This window comes from Miltoncostaea marina (assembly GCF_018141525.1).
GTDB classification, from domain to species: Bacteria; Actinomycetota; Thermoleophilia; order Miltoncostaeales; family Miltoncostaeaceae; genus Miltoncostaea; species Miltoncostaea marina.
This window is the reverse complement of record NZ_CP064655.1, coordinates 963,326-981,226: the sequence shown is the minus strand read 5'-3', so window position 1 is coordinate 981,226 and position 17,901 is coordinate 963,326. Positions and strand designations below refer to the sequence as shown.

The window sequence follows — 17,901 nt, the reverse complement described above, 5'->3', positions numbered from 1 at the left end:
CGCCTGCCCGATGAGAGGGCAGACTACGCGCAGTGACGACCGTGCCAGTCCCCCCGCCGCGCACGCAGCCGCCGCGAATCCTCATCCACGACGTGCGCCCGCTCGTCGAGGGCGGCCGCTTCCCGGCCAAGCGCACCCTCGGCGACCCCGTGGTCGTGGAGTGCGATCTGGTGCGCGACGGCCACGAGGCCCTCCGCGCCGTGGTGCGCCACCGCGGGCCGGGCGCGCCCGGGTTCACCGAGACGCCCATGGAGCAGGTGACGCCCGACGTCTGGCGCGCCGCCTTCACGCCCGAGGCCCTCGGCCTGCACCAGTTCCACGTCGAGGCGTGGGTGGAGCCGTTCGCGTCGTGGCGCCAGGAGATCACGCGCAAGCTGGGCGCCGGCCAGGAGTACCTGGAGAGCGAGCTCGCCGAGGGCGCCGCCCTGCTCGACCACGCGGCGGCGGGGCTGCGCGGCCCGGACCGCGCCGCGGTCGAGGGCGCCGCGGCGGCGCTGCGCGAGCCGGGCGGGGCGGACGCGCGGGCCGCGGCCGCGCTGTCGGACGCCGTGCTCGAGGCGGTGCGGCGGGTGCGAGAGCGGCCGGAGAAGACCCGCTCGGCGACCTACGAGATCGACGTCGACCGGCCGCTCGCGCGGGTCGGCGCCTGGTACGAGCTCTTCCCCCGCTCGTGGGGCGGGCTGCGCGGGGTGCGGGAGGTGGTGCCGGCGCTCGCCGACCTCGGCTTCGACGTCCTCTACCTGCCGCCCATCCACCCCATCGGCACCACGCACCGCAAGGGCCGCAACAACTCGCCGACCGCCGAGCCGGGCGAGCCCGGCAGCCCCTGGGCCATCGGCGGGCCGGAGGGCGGCCACGACGCGATCAACCCCGAGCTGGGCGACGCCGACGACTTCGCCGCCCTCGTGGCCACGGCCCGCGAGCACGGCCTCGAGATCGCGCTCGACTTCGCGATCCAGTGCTCGCCGGACCACCCCTGGCTGCGCGAGCACCCCGAGTGGTTCCACCGCCGCCCGGACGGGACGCTCAAGTACGCGGAGAACCCGCCCAAGCGCTATCAGGACATCTACAACGTCAACTTCGCGAGCGACGACTGGCGGGCGCTCTGGGAGGAGCTGCGCCGCGTCGTGCTGTTCTGGGTGGAGCGCGGCGTGACCGTCTTCCGGGTGGACAACCCGCACACGAAGCCGATCCCCTTCTGGGAGTGGCTCATCCGCACGGTGCGCGAGGCGCACCCGGAGGTCGTCTTCCTGTCGGAGGCCTTCACGAGCCCCGCGCGCATGTACTCGCTGGCGAAGGCCGGCTTCAGCCAGTCGTACACCTACTTCACGTGGAAGAACTCCTCGTGGGAGCTCGCGGACTACGTGACCGAGCTGGCCGGGCCGGTGTCCGACTTCTTCCGCCCGAACTTCTTCGCCAACACGCCGGACATCCTGCACGAGTACCTCCAGCACGGCGGGCGGGCGGCGTTCGAGGCGCGCCTCGTGCTGGCGGCGACGCTGTCGCCGAGCTACGGCATCTACTCGGGGTTCGAGAACCTCGAGGGCACCGCCGTGCGGCCGGGCAGCGAGGAGTACCTCGACTCGGAGAAGTACGAGGCCAAGGAGCGCCGCCTGGACGGCCCGCTGCTGCCGCTCGTGCGCCGGCTGAACGAGATCCGGCGCACCTCGCCGCCCCTCTCGCGCATCGACGTGCGGTTCCTCGAGACGCGCAACCCCGGCCTGCTGGCCTACGCAAAGGGGTATGGCATCGGCACCGTGATCGTCTGCGTCAACGTCGACCCGCACAGCCCCCAGGAGGGCGTGGCCGTCGTGCCCGACGACCTGGGCCTGCCGCCGCGCTTCACGGTGCGCGACCTGCTGAGCGGCGACGTCCACGGGTGGGGCGTCGGCGACAACTACGTGCGCCTCGACCCCGCCGTGTCCCCGTCCCACGTCTTCAGGGTGGAGCCGTGACGCCTCCGACGACCGGCATCGAGCAGGACATCGCGCTCCTGGCGGCGCGCGACCACCACGAGCCGCACCGGGTGCTCGGCGCCCACCCCGACGACGGCGGCACCGCGCTGCGCGTCTGGTGGCCGGGGGCCACCGCCGTGCGCGCGATCGTCGACGGCGGGACCGTGGTCGAGCTGCCGCACCGCGCCAACGGCCTCTGGGAGGCCCGGGTGGAGGGCGAGCTCGTGTCCGCCTACGAGATCGAGGTCGAGCACGGCGGGCGCACGGTGCGCGGGCGCGACCCCTACTCGTTCCTGCCCACGGTCGGCGAGCTCGACCGCCACCTGATGGGCGAGGGGCGCCACCAGCGCCTCTGGGAGCGCCTCGGCGCCCACCCGCGCGAGGTGGACGGCGCCCCCGGCGTGGCCTTCTCCGTCTGGGCGCCATCGGCCCGCTCGGTGAGCGTGGTGGGCGACTGGAACGACTGGGACGGCCGCATCCACCCCATGCGCTCGCTCGGGTCCTCGGGCGTCTGGGAGCTGTTCGTGCCGGGCATCGCCGACGGGGCGCACTACAAGTACGAGATCCGCGGGGCCGACGGTTCCCTGCGCCTGAAGGCCGACCCGCTGGCGAACGCCGCCGAGACGCCGCCGAAGACCGCCTCGGTGGTGTTCGAGTCGCTCCACCGCTGGCGCGACGACGACTGGATGGCCCGGCGCCCCGGGCGCCGGCCGCACGCCGAGCCGGTGTCGATCTACGAGGTGCACCTGCCCTCGTGGCGGCGCGTGCCCGAGGAGGGCGACCGCTCGCTCACCTACCGCGAGCTCGGCGAGCAGCTCGGCGACTACGCGGTCGACATGGGCTTCACCCACGTGGAGCTGCTGCCCGTCATGGCGCACCCGTTCGCCGGCTCGTGGGGCTACCAGGTGACCTCGTACTTCGCGCCCACGCCGACGCTGGGCTCGCCCGACGACCTGCGCGAGATGGTCGACCGGCTGCACGAGCGGGGCCTCGGGGTGATCCTCGACTGGGTCCCGGCCCACTTCCCGCGCGACGAGTTCGCCCTGGCGCGCTTCGACGGCACCGCCCTCTACGAGCACGAGGACCCGCGCCGCGGCGCCCACCCCGACTGGGGCACGCTGGTCTTCAACTACGGCCGCAACGAGGTGCGCAACTTCCTCGTGGCCAGCGCCCTCTACTGGCTGCGCGAGTACCACGCCGACGGCGTGCGCGTGGACGCGGTCGCCTCCATGCTCTACCGCGACTACTCCCGCGCCGCGGGCGAGTGGGTGCCCAACGAGCACGGCGGCCGCGAGGACCTCGAGGCGATCGCCTTCCTGCGCGAGCTCAACGAGATCACCCACGCCGAGGAGCCGGGCGTGATCATGGCGGCCGAGGAGTCGACCGCCTGGCCGGCGGTCTCGCGGCCGACCAGCGCCGGCGGGCTCGGGTTCGACCTCAAGTGGAACATGGGCTGGATGCACGACACCCTGCGCTACTTCGAGCTCGACCCGATCCACCGCCGCTACCACCACGACGAGCTCACCTTCAGCCTGGTCTACGCCTTCACCGAGCAGTTCGTGCTGCCCCTCTCCCACGACGAGGTGGTGCACGGCAAGGGCTCGCTGCTCGGCAAGATGCCGGGCGACGACTGGCAGAAGCACGCCAACCTGCGCGCGCTGTACGCGTACATGTGGTCGCACCCGGGCAAGAAGCTGCTCTTCATGGGGTGCGAGATCGGCCAGGAGCAGGAGTGGAGCCACGAGCGCAGCCTCGACTGGCACCTGCTGGAGCGGCCGCGCCACGCCGGCGTGCAGCGGCTCGTGCGCGACATCAACCGCACCTACCGGGCCACGCCCGCGCTGTGGGAGCTCGACGCGGAGGGCGCCGGCTTCCGCTGGCTGGTGGTGGACGACCGCGACGCCAACGTGGTGGCCTACGCGCGCTTCCCCGCCTCGGGCGCCCCGCTGGTGGCGGTGCTCAACCTGTCGCCGGTGCCACGCAGCGGCTACCGGCTGCCCCTCCCCCGCGGCGGCTTCTGGCGCGAGGCGCTCAACACCGACGCCGAGGAGTACGGCGGCGCCGGCATCGGCAACCTGGGCGGCGTGACGGCGCAGGAGACGCCCTGGGGCGGCGAGTCGTGGTCGGCGGAGGTCACCCTGCCGCCGCTCGCCGGGCTGTGGCTGACCGCGGATGGCTGACCGGGGGACGCTCCCCTGGGAGCGGCCGCTCGGCGCCGTCCCCGGCCCGGAGGGCCTGACGACCTTCCGCGTCTGGGCCCCGCGCGCCGAGCGGGTGGAGCTGGTGATCGGCGACCGCCGCCTGCCCATGGAGCTCGACATGGGGGTGGCGGAGCTCGAGACGGAGGCGCCCGCCGACACCGACTACCGCTACTCGCTCGACGGCGGCGAGCCGCTGCCCGACCCCTGCTCGCGCTGCCAGCCGCAGGGCGTCCGCGGCCCGTCGCGGGTGGTCGACCCGCGGGCGACGCGCTGGACCGACGAGGGGTGGCGCGGCCTCGACCACGACGACCTGGTCGTCTACGAGCTGCACGTCGGCACGTTCACCCCGGAGGGCACGTTCCGGGCGGCCATCGACCGGCTGGCGGGCCTGCGCGAGCTGGGCGTGACGGCGATCGAGCTGCTGCCGGTCGCGACCTTCCCCGGCGAGCGCAACTGGGGCTACGACGGCCTCCACACCTGGGCGCCCCACCCGGTCTACGGCGGCCCCGAGGGCCTCGACGCGCTGGTCGACGCCGCCCACGCGGCCGGCCTCGGCGTGATCCTGGACGTGGTCTACAACCACATCGGCCCGGGCTCCGAGGCGCTCGCCGCCTTCGGCCCATACCTGACCGACAAGTACGACACCCCGTGGGGCGACGGCGTCAACTTCGACGACGCCGACTGCGGCGGCGTGCGCGAGTGGGCGATCCAGAACGCCTGCATGTGGGTGCGCGAGCACCATGTCGACGGCCTGCGCGTGGACGCGGTGCACGCGATCTACGACTTCGGCGCCCGCCACGTGCTCGCCGAGATGTGCGACCGGGTGCGCGCCGCGGCGCCGTGGACGCCGGTCCTCATCGCCGAGAGCGACCTCAACGACCCGCGCACGGTGACCCCGGTGGCCGAGGGCGGCTGGGGCTTCGACGCCCAGTGGGCCGACGACCTGCACCACGCCCTGCACGCCCAGCTCACCGGCGAGAGCGACGGCTACTACGCGGACTACAGCTCGGTCGCCTCGCTCGCCGAGGCCACCGCCCGGCCGTTCGTCGTGGACGGCCGCTGGTCGCCCCGCCGGCGCCGCCGCCACGGCGCGCCGGCCGACCACCTGCCGCGCCGCAGGTTCGTCGTCTCGTGGCAGAACCACGACCAGGTCGGCAACCGGGCGATCGGCGACCGCCCCTCGCCCGAGACGCACGCCCTCGGCGCGCTGTGGACGCTCCTGTCGCCGTCGGTGCCCATGCTGTTCATGGGCGAGGAGTACGGCGAGACGCGGCCCTTCCAGTTCTTCACCGACCACATCGACCCGTTCATCGCCGACGCCACCCGCGAGGGGCGGCGCAACGAGTTCAAGGACTTCACCGGCTTCGCGGAGGACGTCCCCGACCCGCAGGACCCCGAGACCTTCGCCCGCTCGGTGCTCGACCCGTCGGGCGGCGACAGGCACACGCTGGAGCTGTACCGTGCCCTGCTGCGGCTGCGGCGCGAGCTGCCGGCCGACCCGCCGGAGGTGCGCTTCGACGAGGGCGGCCGCTGGATCGCGATGGCGCGCGGACCGGTGCAGGTGGTCGGCAACTTCGGCCGCACGGAGGTGGAGGTCGCGGTGACGGGGACGGAGACGGTGCTCACGACGCGCGAGGACGTGGTGCTGCTGCCCGGCGGCCGCCTGCGGCTGCCCGCCCTGTCGGGGGCCGTACTGCGGTGAGGGTCTGGCCCGGGAACCCCTTCCCGCTGGGGGCCACCTGGGACGGGCACGGGACGAACTTCTCGCTCTTCTCCGAGCACGCCACCGGGGTGGAGCTGTGCCTGTTCGACGGCGCGGGCGCCGAGACGCGCATCCCGCTCACCGAGCGCCACGCCTTCAACTGGCACTGCTACCTGCCCGACGTGCGGCCCGGCCAGCGCTACGGCTACCGGGTGCACGGCCCCTGGGAGCCGCAGCGGGGGCACCGCTTCAACCCGGCGAAGCTGCTGATCGACCCCTACGCGAAGGCGATCGAGGGGCCCGTCGAGTGGAGCGCGGGCAACGTGCTCCCCTACCCGGCCGACGCCGAGGGGCCCGACCGCGACCTCGTGCGCGACGACGAGGACGACGCGGCGGCGATCCCGAAGGGCGTCGTCATCGACCAGTGGTTCGACTGGCAGGACGACCGGCCGCCCGCCACGCCCTGGCACGAGACCGTGATCTACGAGGTCCACGTGAAGGGCTACACGGAGCGCCACCCCGCGGTGCGCGAGGACCTGCGCGGCACCTACGCCGGCCTCGCCTCCGACGAGGCGATCGCCCACCTGCGCTCGCTCGGCGTCACGGCGGTCGAGCTGCTGCCGGTGCACCACATCGCCGACGAGGAGCACCTGGTGCGCAAGGGGCTCACCAACTACTGGGGCTACAGCTCGATCGGCTACTTCGCCCCGCACCGCGGCTACGCGGCCACCGGCGCGGCCGGCGAGGGGGTGCGCGAGTTCAAGGGCATGGTGAAGGCCCTGCACCGGGCGGGCATCGAGGTGATCCTCGACGTGGTCTACAACCACACCGCCGAGGGCAACCACCTGGGCCCGATGCTCTCCTTCAAGGGCATCGACAACCTCTCCTACTACCGCTGCGCGCCCGACGACCCGCGCCACTACGTCGACTTCACCGGCACCGGCAACTCGCTCAACCCGGTCAACCCGAGCGTGCTGCGGCTCATCATGGACAGCCTGCGGTACTGGGTGACCGAGATGCACGTCGACGGCTTCCGCTTCGACCTGGCCTCGGCGCTGGCCCGGGAGCTGTGGGACGTCAACAAGCTGTCGGCCTTCTTCGACATCATCCACCAGGACCCGGTGCTGTCGCAGGTCAAGCTCATCGCCGAGCCCTGGGACGTGGGGCCGGGCGGCTACCAGGTGGGCAACTTCCCGGTCCTGTGGACCGAGTGGAACGGCATCTACCGCGACGAGATGCGCGACTTCTGGCGCGGCCACAGCGACGGCGTGGCGGAGTTCGCCTCGCGCCTGACCGGCTCCAGCGACCTGTACCAGTCGGACGGCCGGCGCCCGTTCGCCTCCATCAACTTCATCACCGCCCACGACGGCTTCACCCTCGCCGACCTCGTCGCCTACAACGGCAAGCACAACGAGGCGAACCTCGAGGACAACCGCGACGGCACCGACGACAACCGCAGCTGGAACCACGGCGTGGAGGGACCCACCGACGACCCGGCGATCCTCGAGCTGCGCCGCCGCCAGCAGCGCAACCTCCTCGCCACCCTGCTGCTCTCCCAGGGCGTGCCCATGATCGTCGGCGGCGACGAGATGGGCCGCACCCAGGGCGGCAACAACAACGCGTACTGCCAGGACAACGAGATCTCCTGGTTCGACTGGGACCTCGACGAGCCGCGGCTCGAGCTGCTCGAGTTCACCCGCCGCCTGATCCGCCTGCGGCGCAAGCACCCCGTGTTCCACCGGCGCGACTTCTTCGGCGGCCACGACGGGGTCGGCGACTCCGGGCTGCCGGACATCCGCTGGTTCCGCGGCGACGGCCGCGAGATGAGCGGACGCGACTGGCGCGATCCGGAGCTGCGGGCGCTCGGCGTCTTCCTCAACGGCGAGGAGATCCCCACCCCGGGGCCGATGGGCGAGCCGCTGGTCGACGACTCGTTCGTGCTGCTGTTCAACGCCGGCCACGAGCCGGCGGCGTTCCGCCTGCCGGCCCGCCGCTACGGCAACCGCTGGCGCCAGGTGCTGTCGACCGCCGAGCCGGCCGCGCCCGAGGGCGCGCGCAATTGGCCCGCCCGCGCCGACGTCGAGGTGCCCTCGCGCGCCGTGCTGGTGCTGCGGCGCTCCTGGTGACGTGCGCGGCGCGGGGGCCGGGCGCCTGCTGATCCGGTTCGTCGGGCACGCGACCGTGCTCGTCGCGATGGACGGCGTGCGCCTGCTGACCGACCCGCTGCTGCGCCGCCGGGTGGGCCCGCTGCGGCGGGTGGCCCCGCTCGACCGCGACGCGGCCCGCCGCGTCGACGCCGCGCTGGTCTCCCACGCGCACCGGGACCACCTCGACCCGGCCTCGCTGCGGCGCCTGGGCGCCGGCCGGGTGGTCGTGCCGCGCGGCGCCGCGCCGATGCTGCGCCGGCGCCGCATCGGGCCCGTGACGGAGGTCGCCCCCGGCGACCGGGTGGCCGTCGGCCCCGTCGAGGTGCTCGCGACGCCGGCCGACCACGGCGGCTCCCGCGGGCCGCTCGGGCCCGACGCCCTCGCCCTCGGCTACGCGATGCTCGGCTCGCGCCGCGCGCTCTTCCTCGGCGACACCGACCTCTTCCCGGCGATGGAGGGGCTCGTCGAGGATCTCGACGTGCTGCTCGTGCCGATCTGGGGCTGGGGCCCCACCCTCGGGCGGGGCCGCCACCTCGACCCCGCGCGGGCCGCCGAGGCGGTGCGCCTGCTGCGGCCCCGCGTCGCGATCCCGATCCACTGGGGCACGCTGCTGCCGGCGCCCCTCGGGCTGCTGCGCCGCCCGGCCTTCCTCTCCGAGCCGGCCGAGGCCTTCGCCGCCGCCGTGACCCGGGTCGCGCCCGAGGCCGAGGCCCGGATACTGCGCCCGGGCGAGGCGACCACGATCGGCTGATCGCCACCGACCGCGGCGGACGCCCGCCGCCGCGGTCGCTACGCTGCCCCGCCGTGCCCCGCCCCGCCCGCCTCGCCGCGCCGCTCGCGCTCGTGCTCGCGGCCGTCGCCGCGCCCGCCGCGGCCCAGACCGCGCCCGCGCCGCAGCCCCCGGTCGCGCCCGCGCCGCCCGTCGCGCCCGGCCCCGCTCCCGCGGTGCCCGCCCACCCCGCCGCCCGCACCGGCTGGGTGGTCCCGCTCGCCGGCGGCGAGCCCCTGCGCCCCGCGCCCGACCCGGCCGTCGCCGCGACGGCCGTCGCGCCGTCGGCCCGCGTGGCCGGGCGCCTGCAGCGGGTCGCGCGGGGCCCCGACGGCAGCGTCTGGCTGCGGGTCGCCTTCCCCGACGCCGTCCGGGGCTGGGTCGACGGCGCCGCGGTCGCCGCCGCGCCGCCGCCGCCGGCGCTCGCGCCCGCCGTGCGCCGGGCGCTCGTGCGGCGCACCGCCTCGCTCGGCGGGGCCTCGGCGCTCGTGGTGCGCGACCCGCTCGGGCGCACCCTGTTCGCGGCCGGCACGCGGGCGCCGCTCATCCTCGCGTCGGTCACGAAGGTCGCCACCGTCGCCGCCGCGCTCGCCGACGCCCCCATGCGGCCCGCCGCGGCCGCGGCCATCCTGCGCCCGTCCGACAACCGCCGCGCCCAGGCGCTCTCCACCGCGCTCGGCGGCGGCAGCCGCGGCCTGGGCGCCCGGCGGGCGGTCGAGGCGGCCGCCGCGCTGGGCGCCGAGATGCGGCTCGTGGACGGCTCGGGGCTGTCGCGCGGCAACCGGGCCGCGGCCGGCGAGGTGGCCGACCTGCTGCACGGCCTGCGCGACGCGCCGCGCTTCCCGGTGCTGCTCCGCGCCCTTCCGGTCGCCGGGCGCTCGGGGACCCTGCAGTGGCGGATGCGCGGCTCCTGGGCCCATGGACGGCTGCGCGCCAAGACCGGCACGCTCGCCGACCCGCCCGCCGCCTCGGCGCTGGCCGGCTACCTCTGGCCGCACCGCGCCGGCCCGAGCCCGGACCGCGCGCTCGTCGTGGTGGCGATCGCCAACCGCGTCGCCCCATGGCGGGCGCGGCCGGTGCACGACGCCGTCGCCCGAGAGCTCGCCGCGCCCGGCGCGCTGGTGCCCGCTCGGCGGCCCGGGATCGCCTCGGCGACCCCGGGCCGTTGAGCGAGCCGCGCCGCTACCGCTTCACGAAGGGGTAGCCGGCGGGGCCGCAGGCCAGGAAGCGCATCGCGCCGTGCGCGTGCGCCTCGCGGCGCGCGCGGGCGCGCTCGGCACGCTCGACCCGCGGCCGCTCCCGCCGCGCCGGGGCGCGCCCCTCCCGGATCCGCCCGCCCATCCTCGCCATCCTGCGGAACGTCGACATGCCATCACCTCCCACGTTGCACCGCGTCGGTCCCGGTGACCGACGCGTCTCAGATGCAAGTGGTATGGGATAGCAGCCGCCTCCGCAGGAGACCAATGTGACGAGCCGAACCGCCCCCTCCGCGCCCGCGGGCCGGCGCCCGGGACGCGGCCGCCGGCCCCGCTACTCCATGGCCAGCGCCTGGCCGTGGGCGATCTCCAGGCCCTCCTCGCGCAGCGCGGCCTGCAGGCGGCGGCGGAACTCGCGCCCGACGCTCCACTGGTGGCCGGGCAGGGTCTCGAGGTACATGCGCACGGTGAGGCCGCGCACGGCGTAGTCGTCGATGCCGAGCACCTCGACCGGGCCGCGCATGAGACGGCCCCAATTGGGCTCCCAGCTCATGGTGTCGGAGACGCGGCGGGCGACCGCGACCACCTCGTCCGGCTCGCTGTCGTACGGCACGGGGACGTCGACGAGGTAGCGCGAGTACTCCTTCGTCATGTTCGAGCTCACCCGGATCTCGCCGTTGGGCACCACGTGGCGGGTGCCGTCGAGCCCGCGCAGCACCGTGGTGCGCAGCGTGATCTCCTCGACCACCCCGGAGACCCGCGCGATCTCCACGACGTCGCCCACGTCGAACTGGTTCTCCATGAGGATGAAGAAGCCCGAGATGACGTCGCGCACGAGCGTCTGGGCGCCGAAGCCGATCGCGATGCCGCCCACGCCGGCCGCGGCGAGCACCGGCCCGACGGCGATGCCGACCTCCTCGAGCACCATGACGAACGCGATCGCCCACACGATGACGACCGCCACCACCCGGATGATCCCGGTGAGGGTCGTGGCCCGCTTGCGCGCCGGCGTCTCGGCGTCGGGGTCGCCGTCGTCGACGAGCAGCGCGTGGCGCACCCGGCTCACGAGGCGGCCGGAGGCGTAGGTGAGGACGATCGCGGTCGCGATGATCGCGCCCAGGCGGATGAGGGTGACGGCGTAGTCGGGGATCGGCGCTCCTCCGTGGCGGGGGACGTGCGGGGGCCGGGCGTGCACTCACCGGCCGCGGGGCGGCGCGGCGGCCGCCCGAGTCACGAGGCTAGGCGACGCCCCCGTCAGGTCAAGCGCGGACGGGCGACGCCCCGGGCGGTCAGCGACCGAGCAGGTCGCGCAGGCCCGTGAGCGCGATCGGCACCCACTCGGGCCGGTTGTTGAGCTCGTAGGTGAGCTCGTAGACCGCCTTCTCGAGCAGCGACGTGTCGAGCAGCATCGCCAGGTCGCCGGCGTCCTCGGGGATCCAGCTCGCCCCCTCGGAGTGCTCGAGGTACGAGCGCAGGAACGCCGTCGACACGGTGTCGCACCAGGCCCTGCCCCAGTCCTCCAGCCGGCGCGCGGCGTCGGACTCGGGATCGACCAGGCCGCGCAGGGAGCCCTCGTGCAGGGCCGTGAACGTGGCGTAGTGGAACGAGCGCAGCATGCCGGCCACGTCGCGCAGCGGGCTGCGCTTGACCCGCCGGTCGTTGAGCGACCGGGCGGGCTCGCCCTCGAAGTCGATGATCATGAAGTCGCGCCCGGTGAAGAGCACCTGGCCCAGGTGCAGGTCACCGTGGCAGCGGATGCGCATGGCCGACAGCGGCCGCGCGTTGAGCGCGGCGAAGCGCGCGAGCAGGTCGTCCTCCGCGCCGATGAGCGCCTCGGCCTCGGCGCGCGGGCCGGGCTCCAGGTCGCCCAGCTTGCGCCGCAGCAGGCGCATCGCCCGGCCGGTCAGGTTGCGCAGCGACTGGTAGACGCCCCGCTGGAAGTGCGGCGTGAAGGGCTCGGGCGCGAGGCCCGGGTCGGCCGCGTCGGCGGCGAGGGCCCGGTGCATCTCTGCGACCCGCTGCCCCATCAGCTGCGCCGACTGCAGGTACGAGCCGACGAGCTCGTCGCCCTCCTCCGGCAGCGGCAGGCGCGCGCGGTCGAGCATGTCGCCCGGCGGCGTGGCCGGCGGCTCGGCCTCCTGCGGCAGCCGCTCGGTGAGGACGGCCTCGAGGAAGCGGCTGAGCGTGTCGAGCGTGTACTGCCAGGCGTCGCCCTCGTTGGGGACGAACTCGTGGAGGATCGCGAGCGTCGAGGGCTCCGCGCCGTCGGCCTGGTACTCGATGGCCCCGGCGACGGCGGGGATGTTCTCGAACGCCGAGCGCTCGCCGAGGTAGCGGCCCAGCTCGAGGTCGGGGTTGACGCCCGCCTCCACCCGGCGGAAGACCTTGAGGATGAGGCTCTGCCCGTAGAGCACCGAGGTGTTGCTCTGCTCGGCCCGGAAGACCGACGGCTCGGGCGGCTCCTCGCCGTCGAGCGCGCGGCGCAGCGCGGGCGTGGGCCGGGCGGTGAGGCGGCCGCCGCTCGAGCCCTTGAGGGTGCGCCGGCGGCGCACCGCGTCGAGCAGCGCCCGGCAGACGTCCGGGTCGGACAGCGCCTCGGCGACCACGCCCTCCTCGCCGCGCCGGCCGAGGCGCGCGATGACGCTGCGCGGCGCGTCGCCCATCAGGTTCTCCGCGCGCTCGCCCTCGTAGACCGTCACGAGCATCGAGAAGGTCTGCGGCTCGCCCTCGGTGTACTCGACGCGCACGATCAGGAGGCGCGCGGGCAGGCGCGGCCGGGCGCCGTCGATCGGCAGCGAGTCGGTGATCGTGACCGACCGGATGGTGCGCGCCTTGTCGGGGAACCAGCGCCGCGAGGGCAGGAAGCGCGCGATCGCCCGCTCCAGGGGCTCGCGCCCGCGGCCGGCGACGAGGGCGTCGATGGAGCCGTCGGCCGTGATGGTCGGCAGCGCGCCCTCGCCCTCCTCGGCCGGCTCGCGCGGGCCCTCGAGGGCGAGCCAGTAGACCGAGTACGGCCCCAACGTCAGCAGGTAGGGCAGCTCGCCGATCGGCGGGAAGTGGGTTTGGCCGGAGAGCTCCAGCGGCACCGCCCCCTTGAAGCGCGACAGGTCGAGCTCGACGTACTGGGCGAGGCGCGAGAGGTTGGCGACCACGAGCACGCTCGTGTCCTCGTCCTCGCGCAGGTAGGCGAGCACGCGCCGGTTCTCGGGGTGCAGGAACTCCAGCTCGCCGCGGCCGAAGACCGGGTAGCGCTTGCGCAGGGCGAGCATCCGGCGCATCCACCACAGCAGCGAGCCGCCGTTCTTCGCCTGGTTCTCGACGTTGACCATCTCGTAGTGGAACTCGGGGTCGATGATCGGCGGCAGGAAGAGCCGCTGCGGGTTCGCCCGGGAGAAGCCGGCGTTGCGGTCGCCGGTCCACTGCATGGGGGTGCGCACCCCGTCGCGGTCGCCGAGGTAGATGTTGTCGCCCATGCCGATCTCGTCGCCGTAGTAGATGACCGGCGTGCCCGGCAGCGACAGCAGCAGGCCGTTCATCAGCTCGATCTTCGCCCGGTCGTTGCCGAGCAGCGGGGCGAGGCGGCGGCGGATGCCGAGGTTGATCCGGGCCTCGCGCTCGTGCGCGTAGACCCGATACATGTAGTCGCGCTCCTCGTCGGTGACCATCTCGAGCGTGAGCTCGTCGTGGTTGCGCAGGAAGAGCGCCCACTGGCAGCCCTCGGGCAGCTCGGGCGTCTGCTGGAGGATGTCGATGATGGGGAAGCGGTCTTCCATCTGGATCGACATGAACAGCCGCGGCATCAGCGGGAAGTGGAACGCCATGTGGCACTCGTCGCCGTCGCCGAAGTACTCGGCGGCGTCCTCCGGCCACTGGTTGGCCTCGGCCAGCAGCATCCGGTTGGGGAAGCGCCGGTCGATGTGCGCGCGCAGCTCCTTCAGGAAGCCGTGCGTCTCGGGGAGGTTCTCGCAGCTGGTGCCGTCGCGCTCGTAGAGGTACGGCACGGCGTCCAGGCGCAGCCCGTCGACGCCCATCCGGAACCAGTGGTCCACCATGGCGAACAGCGCCCGGCGCACCTCGGCGTTCTCGAAGTTGAGGTCGGGCTGGTGCGAGTAGAAGCGGTGCCAGTAGTACTGCTCGGCGACCGGGTCCCACGTCCAGTTGGACGTCTCGAAGTCCTTGAAGATGATCCGGGCCTCGCGGTACAGGTCCGGCGTGTCGCTCCACACGTAGAAGTTGCGCCAGCGGCTGCCACGCGGGGCCCGGCGCGCCCGCTGGAACCAGGGGTGCTGGTCGGAGGTGTGGTTCAGGACCAGCTCGGTGATGACCCGCAGGCCGCGGTCGTGCGCCGCCCGGATGAGCCGGCCCACGTCGCGCATGGTCCCGAACGCCGGGTTGACCGACCGGTAGTCGGCGATGTCGTAGCCGTCGTCGCGCAGCGGCGAGGGGTAGAAGGGCAGCAGCCAGATGGCCGTGACGCCGAGGTCGTTGAGGTAGTCGAGCTTGCCGATCAGCCCCTGGAAGTCGCCGATGCCGTCGCCGTCGCTGTCGGCGAAGGCGCGGACGTGCAGCTCGTAGATGACGGCGTCGCGGTACCAGTCGGGGGCGTCCTCGCCGACGTGCACGGAGTCGGTGCGTGGGCTCACGGCGGGCATGCTATTCGGGCGCGCGCCGGGGTGGCGCCCGCCGTTCGTCGAGGGGCGTGCGTCATCGGTCCTGAGCGGCATGGCCCGGGTGATACCCCCGGCGCCGACCCGCACAATCACCCCCACGCGTGCGGCGTCCGCGCCGGGGCGTCATCATGGGCCGCATGGAAGAGATCCAGCGCACCTACCGGGGCTCGGCCTCGCGGCCGGAGGAGGAGCTCGACCGGCGGGGTCCCGAGCGGGCGGTCGTGATCGCCTCGCTGGAGCGCGCCGGCGACGAGGAGGACGACCGGCTCGCCGAGCTCGAGGAGCTGCTGCGCACCGCGGGCGCCGAGGTGGTCGAGACCGTCGTCCAGCACCGCGAGCGCCCGGAGCCGCGCACCTACCTCGGGTCGGGCAAGCTGGCCGAGCTCAAGGATCTGGTCGGCCGCCTGAAGCCCGACCTGGTCGCGGCCGAGGGCGCGCTGACGCCGGGCCAGCAGCGCTCCCTGGAGGACCGGCTCAAGACCCGGGTCGTGGACCGCACGGCGATCATCCTCGACATCTTCGCCCAGCACGCCGTGTCGGCCGAGGGCAAGCTGCAGGTCGAGCTCGCCCAGCTCGAGTACTCCTACGCCCGCCAGGAGGGCCTGTGGCAGCACCTCGAGCGCCTCGGCGCCGGCGTGGGCACCCGCGGCCCAGGTGAGAGCCAGCTCGAGTCCGACCGCCGGCTGGTCCGCAACCGCATGGCCACCCTGCGCCGTCGGCTGCGCGACGTCGAGCGCTCGCGCGGCACCCAGCGCGAGCGGCGGGTGGGGTCCGCCACGCCCCGCGTCGCCCTCGCCGGCTACACCAACGCCGGCAAGTCGAGCCTCATGAACGCGCTGAGCGGCGCCGGGGTGACGGTCAACGACGCCCTCTTCGAGACGCTCGACCCCACCGTCCGGCGCATCGAGTGCGAGGGCCACGAGCTGCTCCTGTCCGACACCGTCGGCTTCATCCGCCACCTGCCGCACCAGCTCGTGAAGGCGTTCTCGGCCACCCTGGAGGAGGCCCGCGACGCCGACCTGATCCTCCACGTGGCCGACGCCTCCGAGCCCGAGACGCGCCGCGCCGCCCGCGCGCGGGCGGTCGACGAGGTGCTCGAGGAGATCGGCGCCGGCGACGTCCCGCGCCTGATGGTCCTCAACAAGATCGACCTGGTCGACGCCGACGGCCGCCAGGCCCTCCGCAACCGGACGCCCGACGCGGTCCAGGTCTCCGCCACGACCGGCGAGGGCCTCGGCGACCTCGTCCACCGCCTCGCCGATGCGGCCCGCGACCGCCTCACCCGCCTCGAGGTCACGATCCCCTACGAGCGGTCCGCCCTCGTGGCGACCGTCTACGAGGAGGGCACGGAGGTCGAGCGCGAGGAGCTCGCGGAGGGCACCCGCGTCGTCGCCCTCCTCCCCCCCGCCGCCGCGGCTCGGATCCGGGCCTCGCTGAACGGGAACGGCTCGACGCCGTCCTGAGCCCGCGAGCCGGGTGGGGCGCGCCACGCCCCGGGGGGGTCGATGGACGCGTGAGCGGGGTGCGGCGTGGTCGCGATCGGTCCCGGACGGGGTCGGCCGGGGACGGGGTCGGCCGGGGACGATCCTGTGCGCGGGCGGGACCCGGCCCTCTCGGGCCGGGTGCGCTGGGCGGGTGTCGACCGGCGTGCCCCTCACGCGGGGACCCGGCCTCTTTCGGGCCGGGTCACGCGGCAAATCGCCGCTGGCCGCGGCGATTTGCGGACCGGCGCACCGCCTTCGGCGGGGCGGGCGCCGGAAACCCCACTGACGTGAGCGTCCGTGGTGCGCGTGGGGGTGTGCTCGGCGCCCTCGTGGCCGGTTTGTGCGCGCTCCCGCCTTCGGCGGTCGTGTCTCCCACCACGTCGGAGCTCGATCAGGTCGTCCGGACGGATCGCGACCAGTTCGCCGCGTGGCGCGTCCCGGCGGCGCGTCAGCGCCGACGGAGCCGCGCGGTGAGGGGCAATCTGCCGAATCGGCGCGCCCCGGCCGCCGGGCCGGAGCCGATTCGGCCGGCGCGCCAGCCGGCGTGCCTCGGTTCGACGCAGCCGGGACCTCTCTGCGAGGCCGGAAGGTCCCGGCGGACGCCCATGGCTCGCCGCCGCGCGCCGGCCGGCGTTCCTCGGTCCGACGCAGCCCCGGATCGCGACCACTTCGAATCGCGGTGCGACCGGGCGGACTCCGTCCAGCGCTAGCGGATGATGACCGGCGTCCCGATGCTCACCATGTTGAACATCCGCTCCGCGTCGTGGATGTACATGCGGATGCAGCCGTGCGAGGCGCGGGTGCCGATCGAGCTCGGGACCGGGGTCCCGTGGAAGCCGATGGCCGGCGCCGAGGTGCCCATCCAGCGGGTGCCGAGCGGGTTGCCGACGCCCGGGGGGACCGGGCCGAGGCCGGCGGCCCAGGGCGAGCTCGGCGGGAACCAGGTCGGGTTGACCTGCTTGTCGATGATCCGGAAGTTGCCGCTCGGCGTGGGGTGCGACGTGGTCCCGACGGCCACCGGGAAGGTCGCGCGCACCTTGCCGGCGCGCCAGACGCGCACGCGGAAGGCGCCGCGGTCCACGACGAGCACCGTGCCGATCGACGTCACCACCGGGCGCACCCGCTTCGTGGCGAGCGGGTAGCGCGGACGGGCGCGCTCGATGATCGCCCGCTCGATGTCGCGGACGGCCTTCGGCAGGTCGACGGCGATGCCGAGGCGCGGCTTGCGGACCGTGGGGGTGAGGCCGCGCATGACGAGCCGCGCGTCGCGGGCGGGGACGTCGTAGCGCTGCGCGCGGCTCGCCAGGATGGCGCGCAGCTTGCGCCGGTTGACCCGCTGCTGCAGCTTCACGACGACGCCCTCGGCCGGGACGGCCTTGCGACGCCCGTAGAGCATCGCGACCTTCACGGCGTAGTCCACCTTCGCCACGTAGCCGGCCTTGATCGGATCGACCACCAGGTTGCGGCCGCGGAACGTGACGACGAGCTTCGCGCGCCGCGGGGCGACGTGCTGGACGATCACGGCGCGCTTGGCGTCGGCCTGCGCGAGGCCGCCGACGGCGACCCCCGCGATCGAGACGCCGGGGGCGATCACGCCCTTCGGCAGCGGCGCGGGGACCGGTGCGGGCGCGACGGGCGCGACCGGCGCCGTCGGCGTCTGCGCAACCGCCACGGCGGGGGTCGCCAGGCCCACGGCGGCGGCGACCGCCACCCCCATCACGGATCGCCACGCCCTCATCTGCTGCCCCTCTCCACTGTTCGGCCCCGAGCGACGGAG

General features: G+C 74.6%; 11 protein-coding genes. 7 read left to right on the top strand and 4 right to left on the bottom strand.

The window, feature by feature from the left end; translation table 11 throughout:
* Positions 1-32: 32 nt before the first annotated feature.
* The 6 genes from ITJ85_RS04870 to ITJ85_RS04845 are packed head-to-tail and all read left to right on the top strand — an operon-like array spanning position 33 to position 9,943.
* On the top strand, positions 33-1,955 hold the full coding sequence (locus ITJ85_RS04870) for an alpha-1,4-glucan--maltose-1-phosphate maltosyltransferase (RefSeq protein WP_246496321.1): 1,923 nt from the start codon (positions 33-35) through the stop codon (positions 1,953-1,955).
* A complete protein-coding gene (gene glgB / locus ITJ85_RS04865) occupies positions 1,952-4,135 on the top strand; it encodes a 1,4-alpha-glucan branching protein GlgB (protein WP_217915232.1) in 2,184 nt (727 codons plus the stop codon). Before ITJ85_RS04870 ends, glgB begins: the two co-directional genes overlap by 4 nt.
* 55 nt (positions 4,136-4,190) lie before the next feature.
* Positions 4,191-5,858, top strand: coding sequence for a malto-oligosyltrehalose trehalohydrolase (gene treZ, locus ITJ85_RS04860; protein WP_425517105.1), 1,668 nt, complete (start codon positions 4,191-4,193; stop codon positions 5,856-5,858).
* Entirely contained in the window at positions 5,855-7,984 is a 2,130-nt protein-coding gene (gene glgX, locus ITJ85_RS04855; protein WP_217915230.1) for a glycogen debranching protein GlgX, read from the top strand. The genes treZ and glgX overlap by 4 nt, the downstream gene beginning before the upstream one ends.
* Before the next feature lies 1 nt (position 7,985).
* The gene (locus ITJ85_RS04850) at positions 7,986-8,756 is read left to right on the top strand and encodes an MBL fold metallo-hydrolase (RefSeq protein ID WP_217915229.1); all 771 of its coding nucleotides are present in this window, start codon (positions 7,986-7,988) and stop codon (positions 8,754-8,756) included.
* A gap of 53 nt (positions 8,757-8,809) precedes the next feature.
* Entirely contained in the window at positions 8,810-9,943 is a 1,134-nt protein-coding gene (locus tag ITJ85_RS04845; protein ID WP_217915228.1) for a D-alanyl-D-alanine carboxypeptidase, read from the top strand.
* 13 nt (positions 9,944-9,956) lie between these two features.
* Here ITJ85_RS04845 and ITJ85_RS04840 read toward each other — a convergent pair whose 3' ends face one another.
* The 3 genes from ITJ85_RS04840 to treS all read right to left on the bottom strand — a co-directional run bounded on the left by ITJ85_RS04840 (position 9,957) and on the right by treS (position 14,622).
* The gene (locus tag ITJ85_RS04840; RefSeq protein ID WP_217915227.1) at positions 9,957-10,142 is read right to left on the bottom strand and encodes a hypothetical protein; all 186 of its coding nucleotides are present in this window, start codon (positions 10,140-10,142) and stop codon (positions 9,957-9,959) included.
* Positions 10,143-10,304: 162 nt separating this feature from the next.
* The gene (locus tag ITJ85_RS04835; RefSeq protein WP_217915226.1) at positions 10,305-11,165 is read right to left on the bottom strand and encodes a mechanosensitive ion channel family protein; all 861 of its coding nucleotides are present in this window, start codon (positions 11,163-11,165) and stop codon (positions 10,305-10,307) included.
* A gap of 94 nt (positions 11,166-11,259) precedes the next feature.
* A complete protein-coding gene (gene treS / locus ITJ85_RS04830; RefSeq protein ID WP_425517096.1) occupies positions 11,260-14,622 on the bottom strand; it encodes a maltose alpha-D-glucosyltransferase in 3,363 nt (1,120 codons plus the stop codon).
* Between the two features lie 155 nt (positions 14,623-14,777).
* On the opposite strand from treS, the gene hflX reads away from it, so the two are divergent.
* Positions 14,778-16,103, top strand: a complete 1,326-nt coding sequence (gene hflX / locus ITJ85_RS04825; protein ID WP_217915224.1) for a GTPase HflX — start codon at positions 14,778-14,780, stop codon at positions 16,101-16,103.
* Between the two features lie 727 nt (positions 16,104-16,830).
* Here hflX and ITJ85_RS04820 read toward each other — a convergent pair.
* Positions 16,831-17,862: a L,D-transpeptidase family protein gene (locus ITJ85_RS04820; protein ID WP_217915223.1), complete on the bottom strand. Its 1,032-nt coding sequence runs from the start codon at positions 17,860-17,862 to the stop codon at positions 16,831-16,833.
* Between the last annotated feature and the right edge of the window lie 39 nt (positions 17,863-17,901).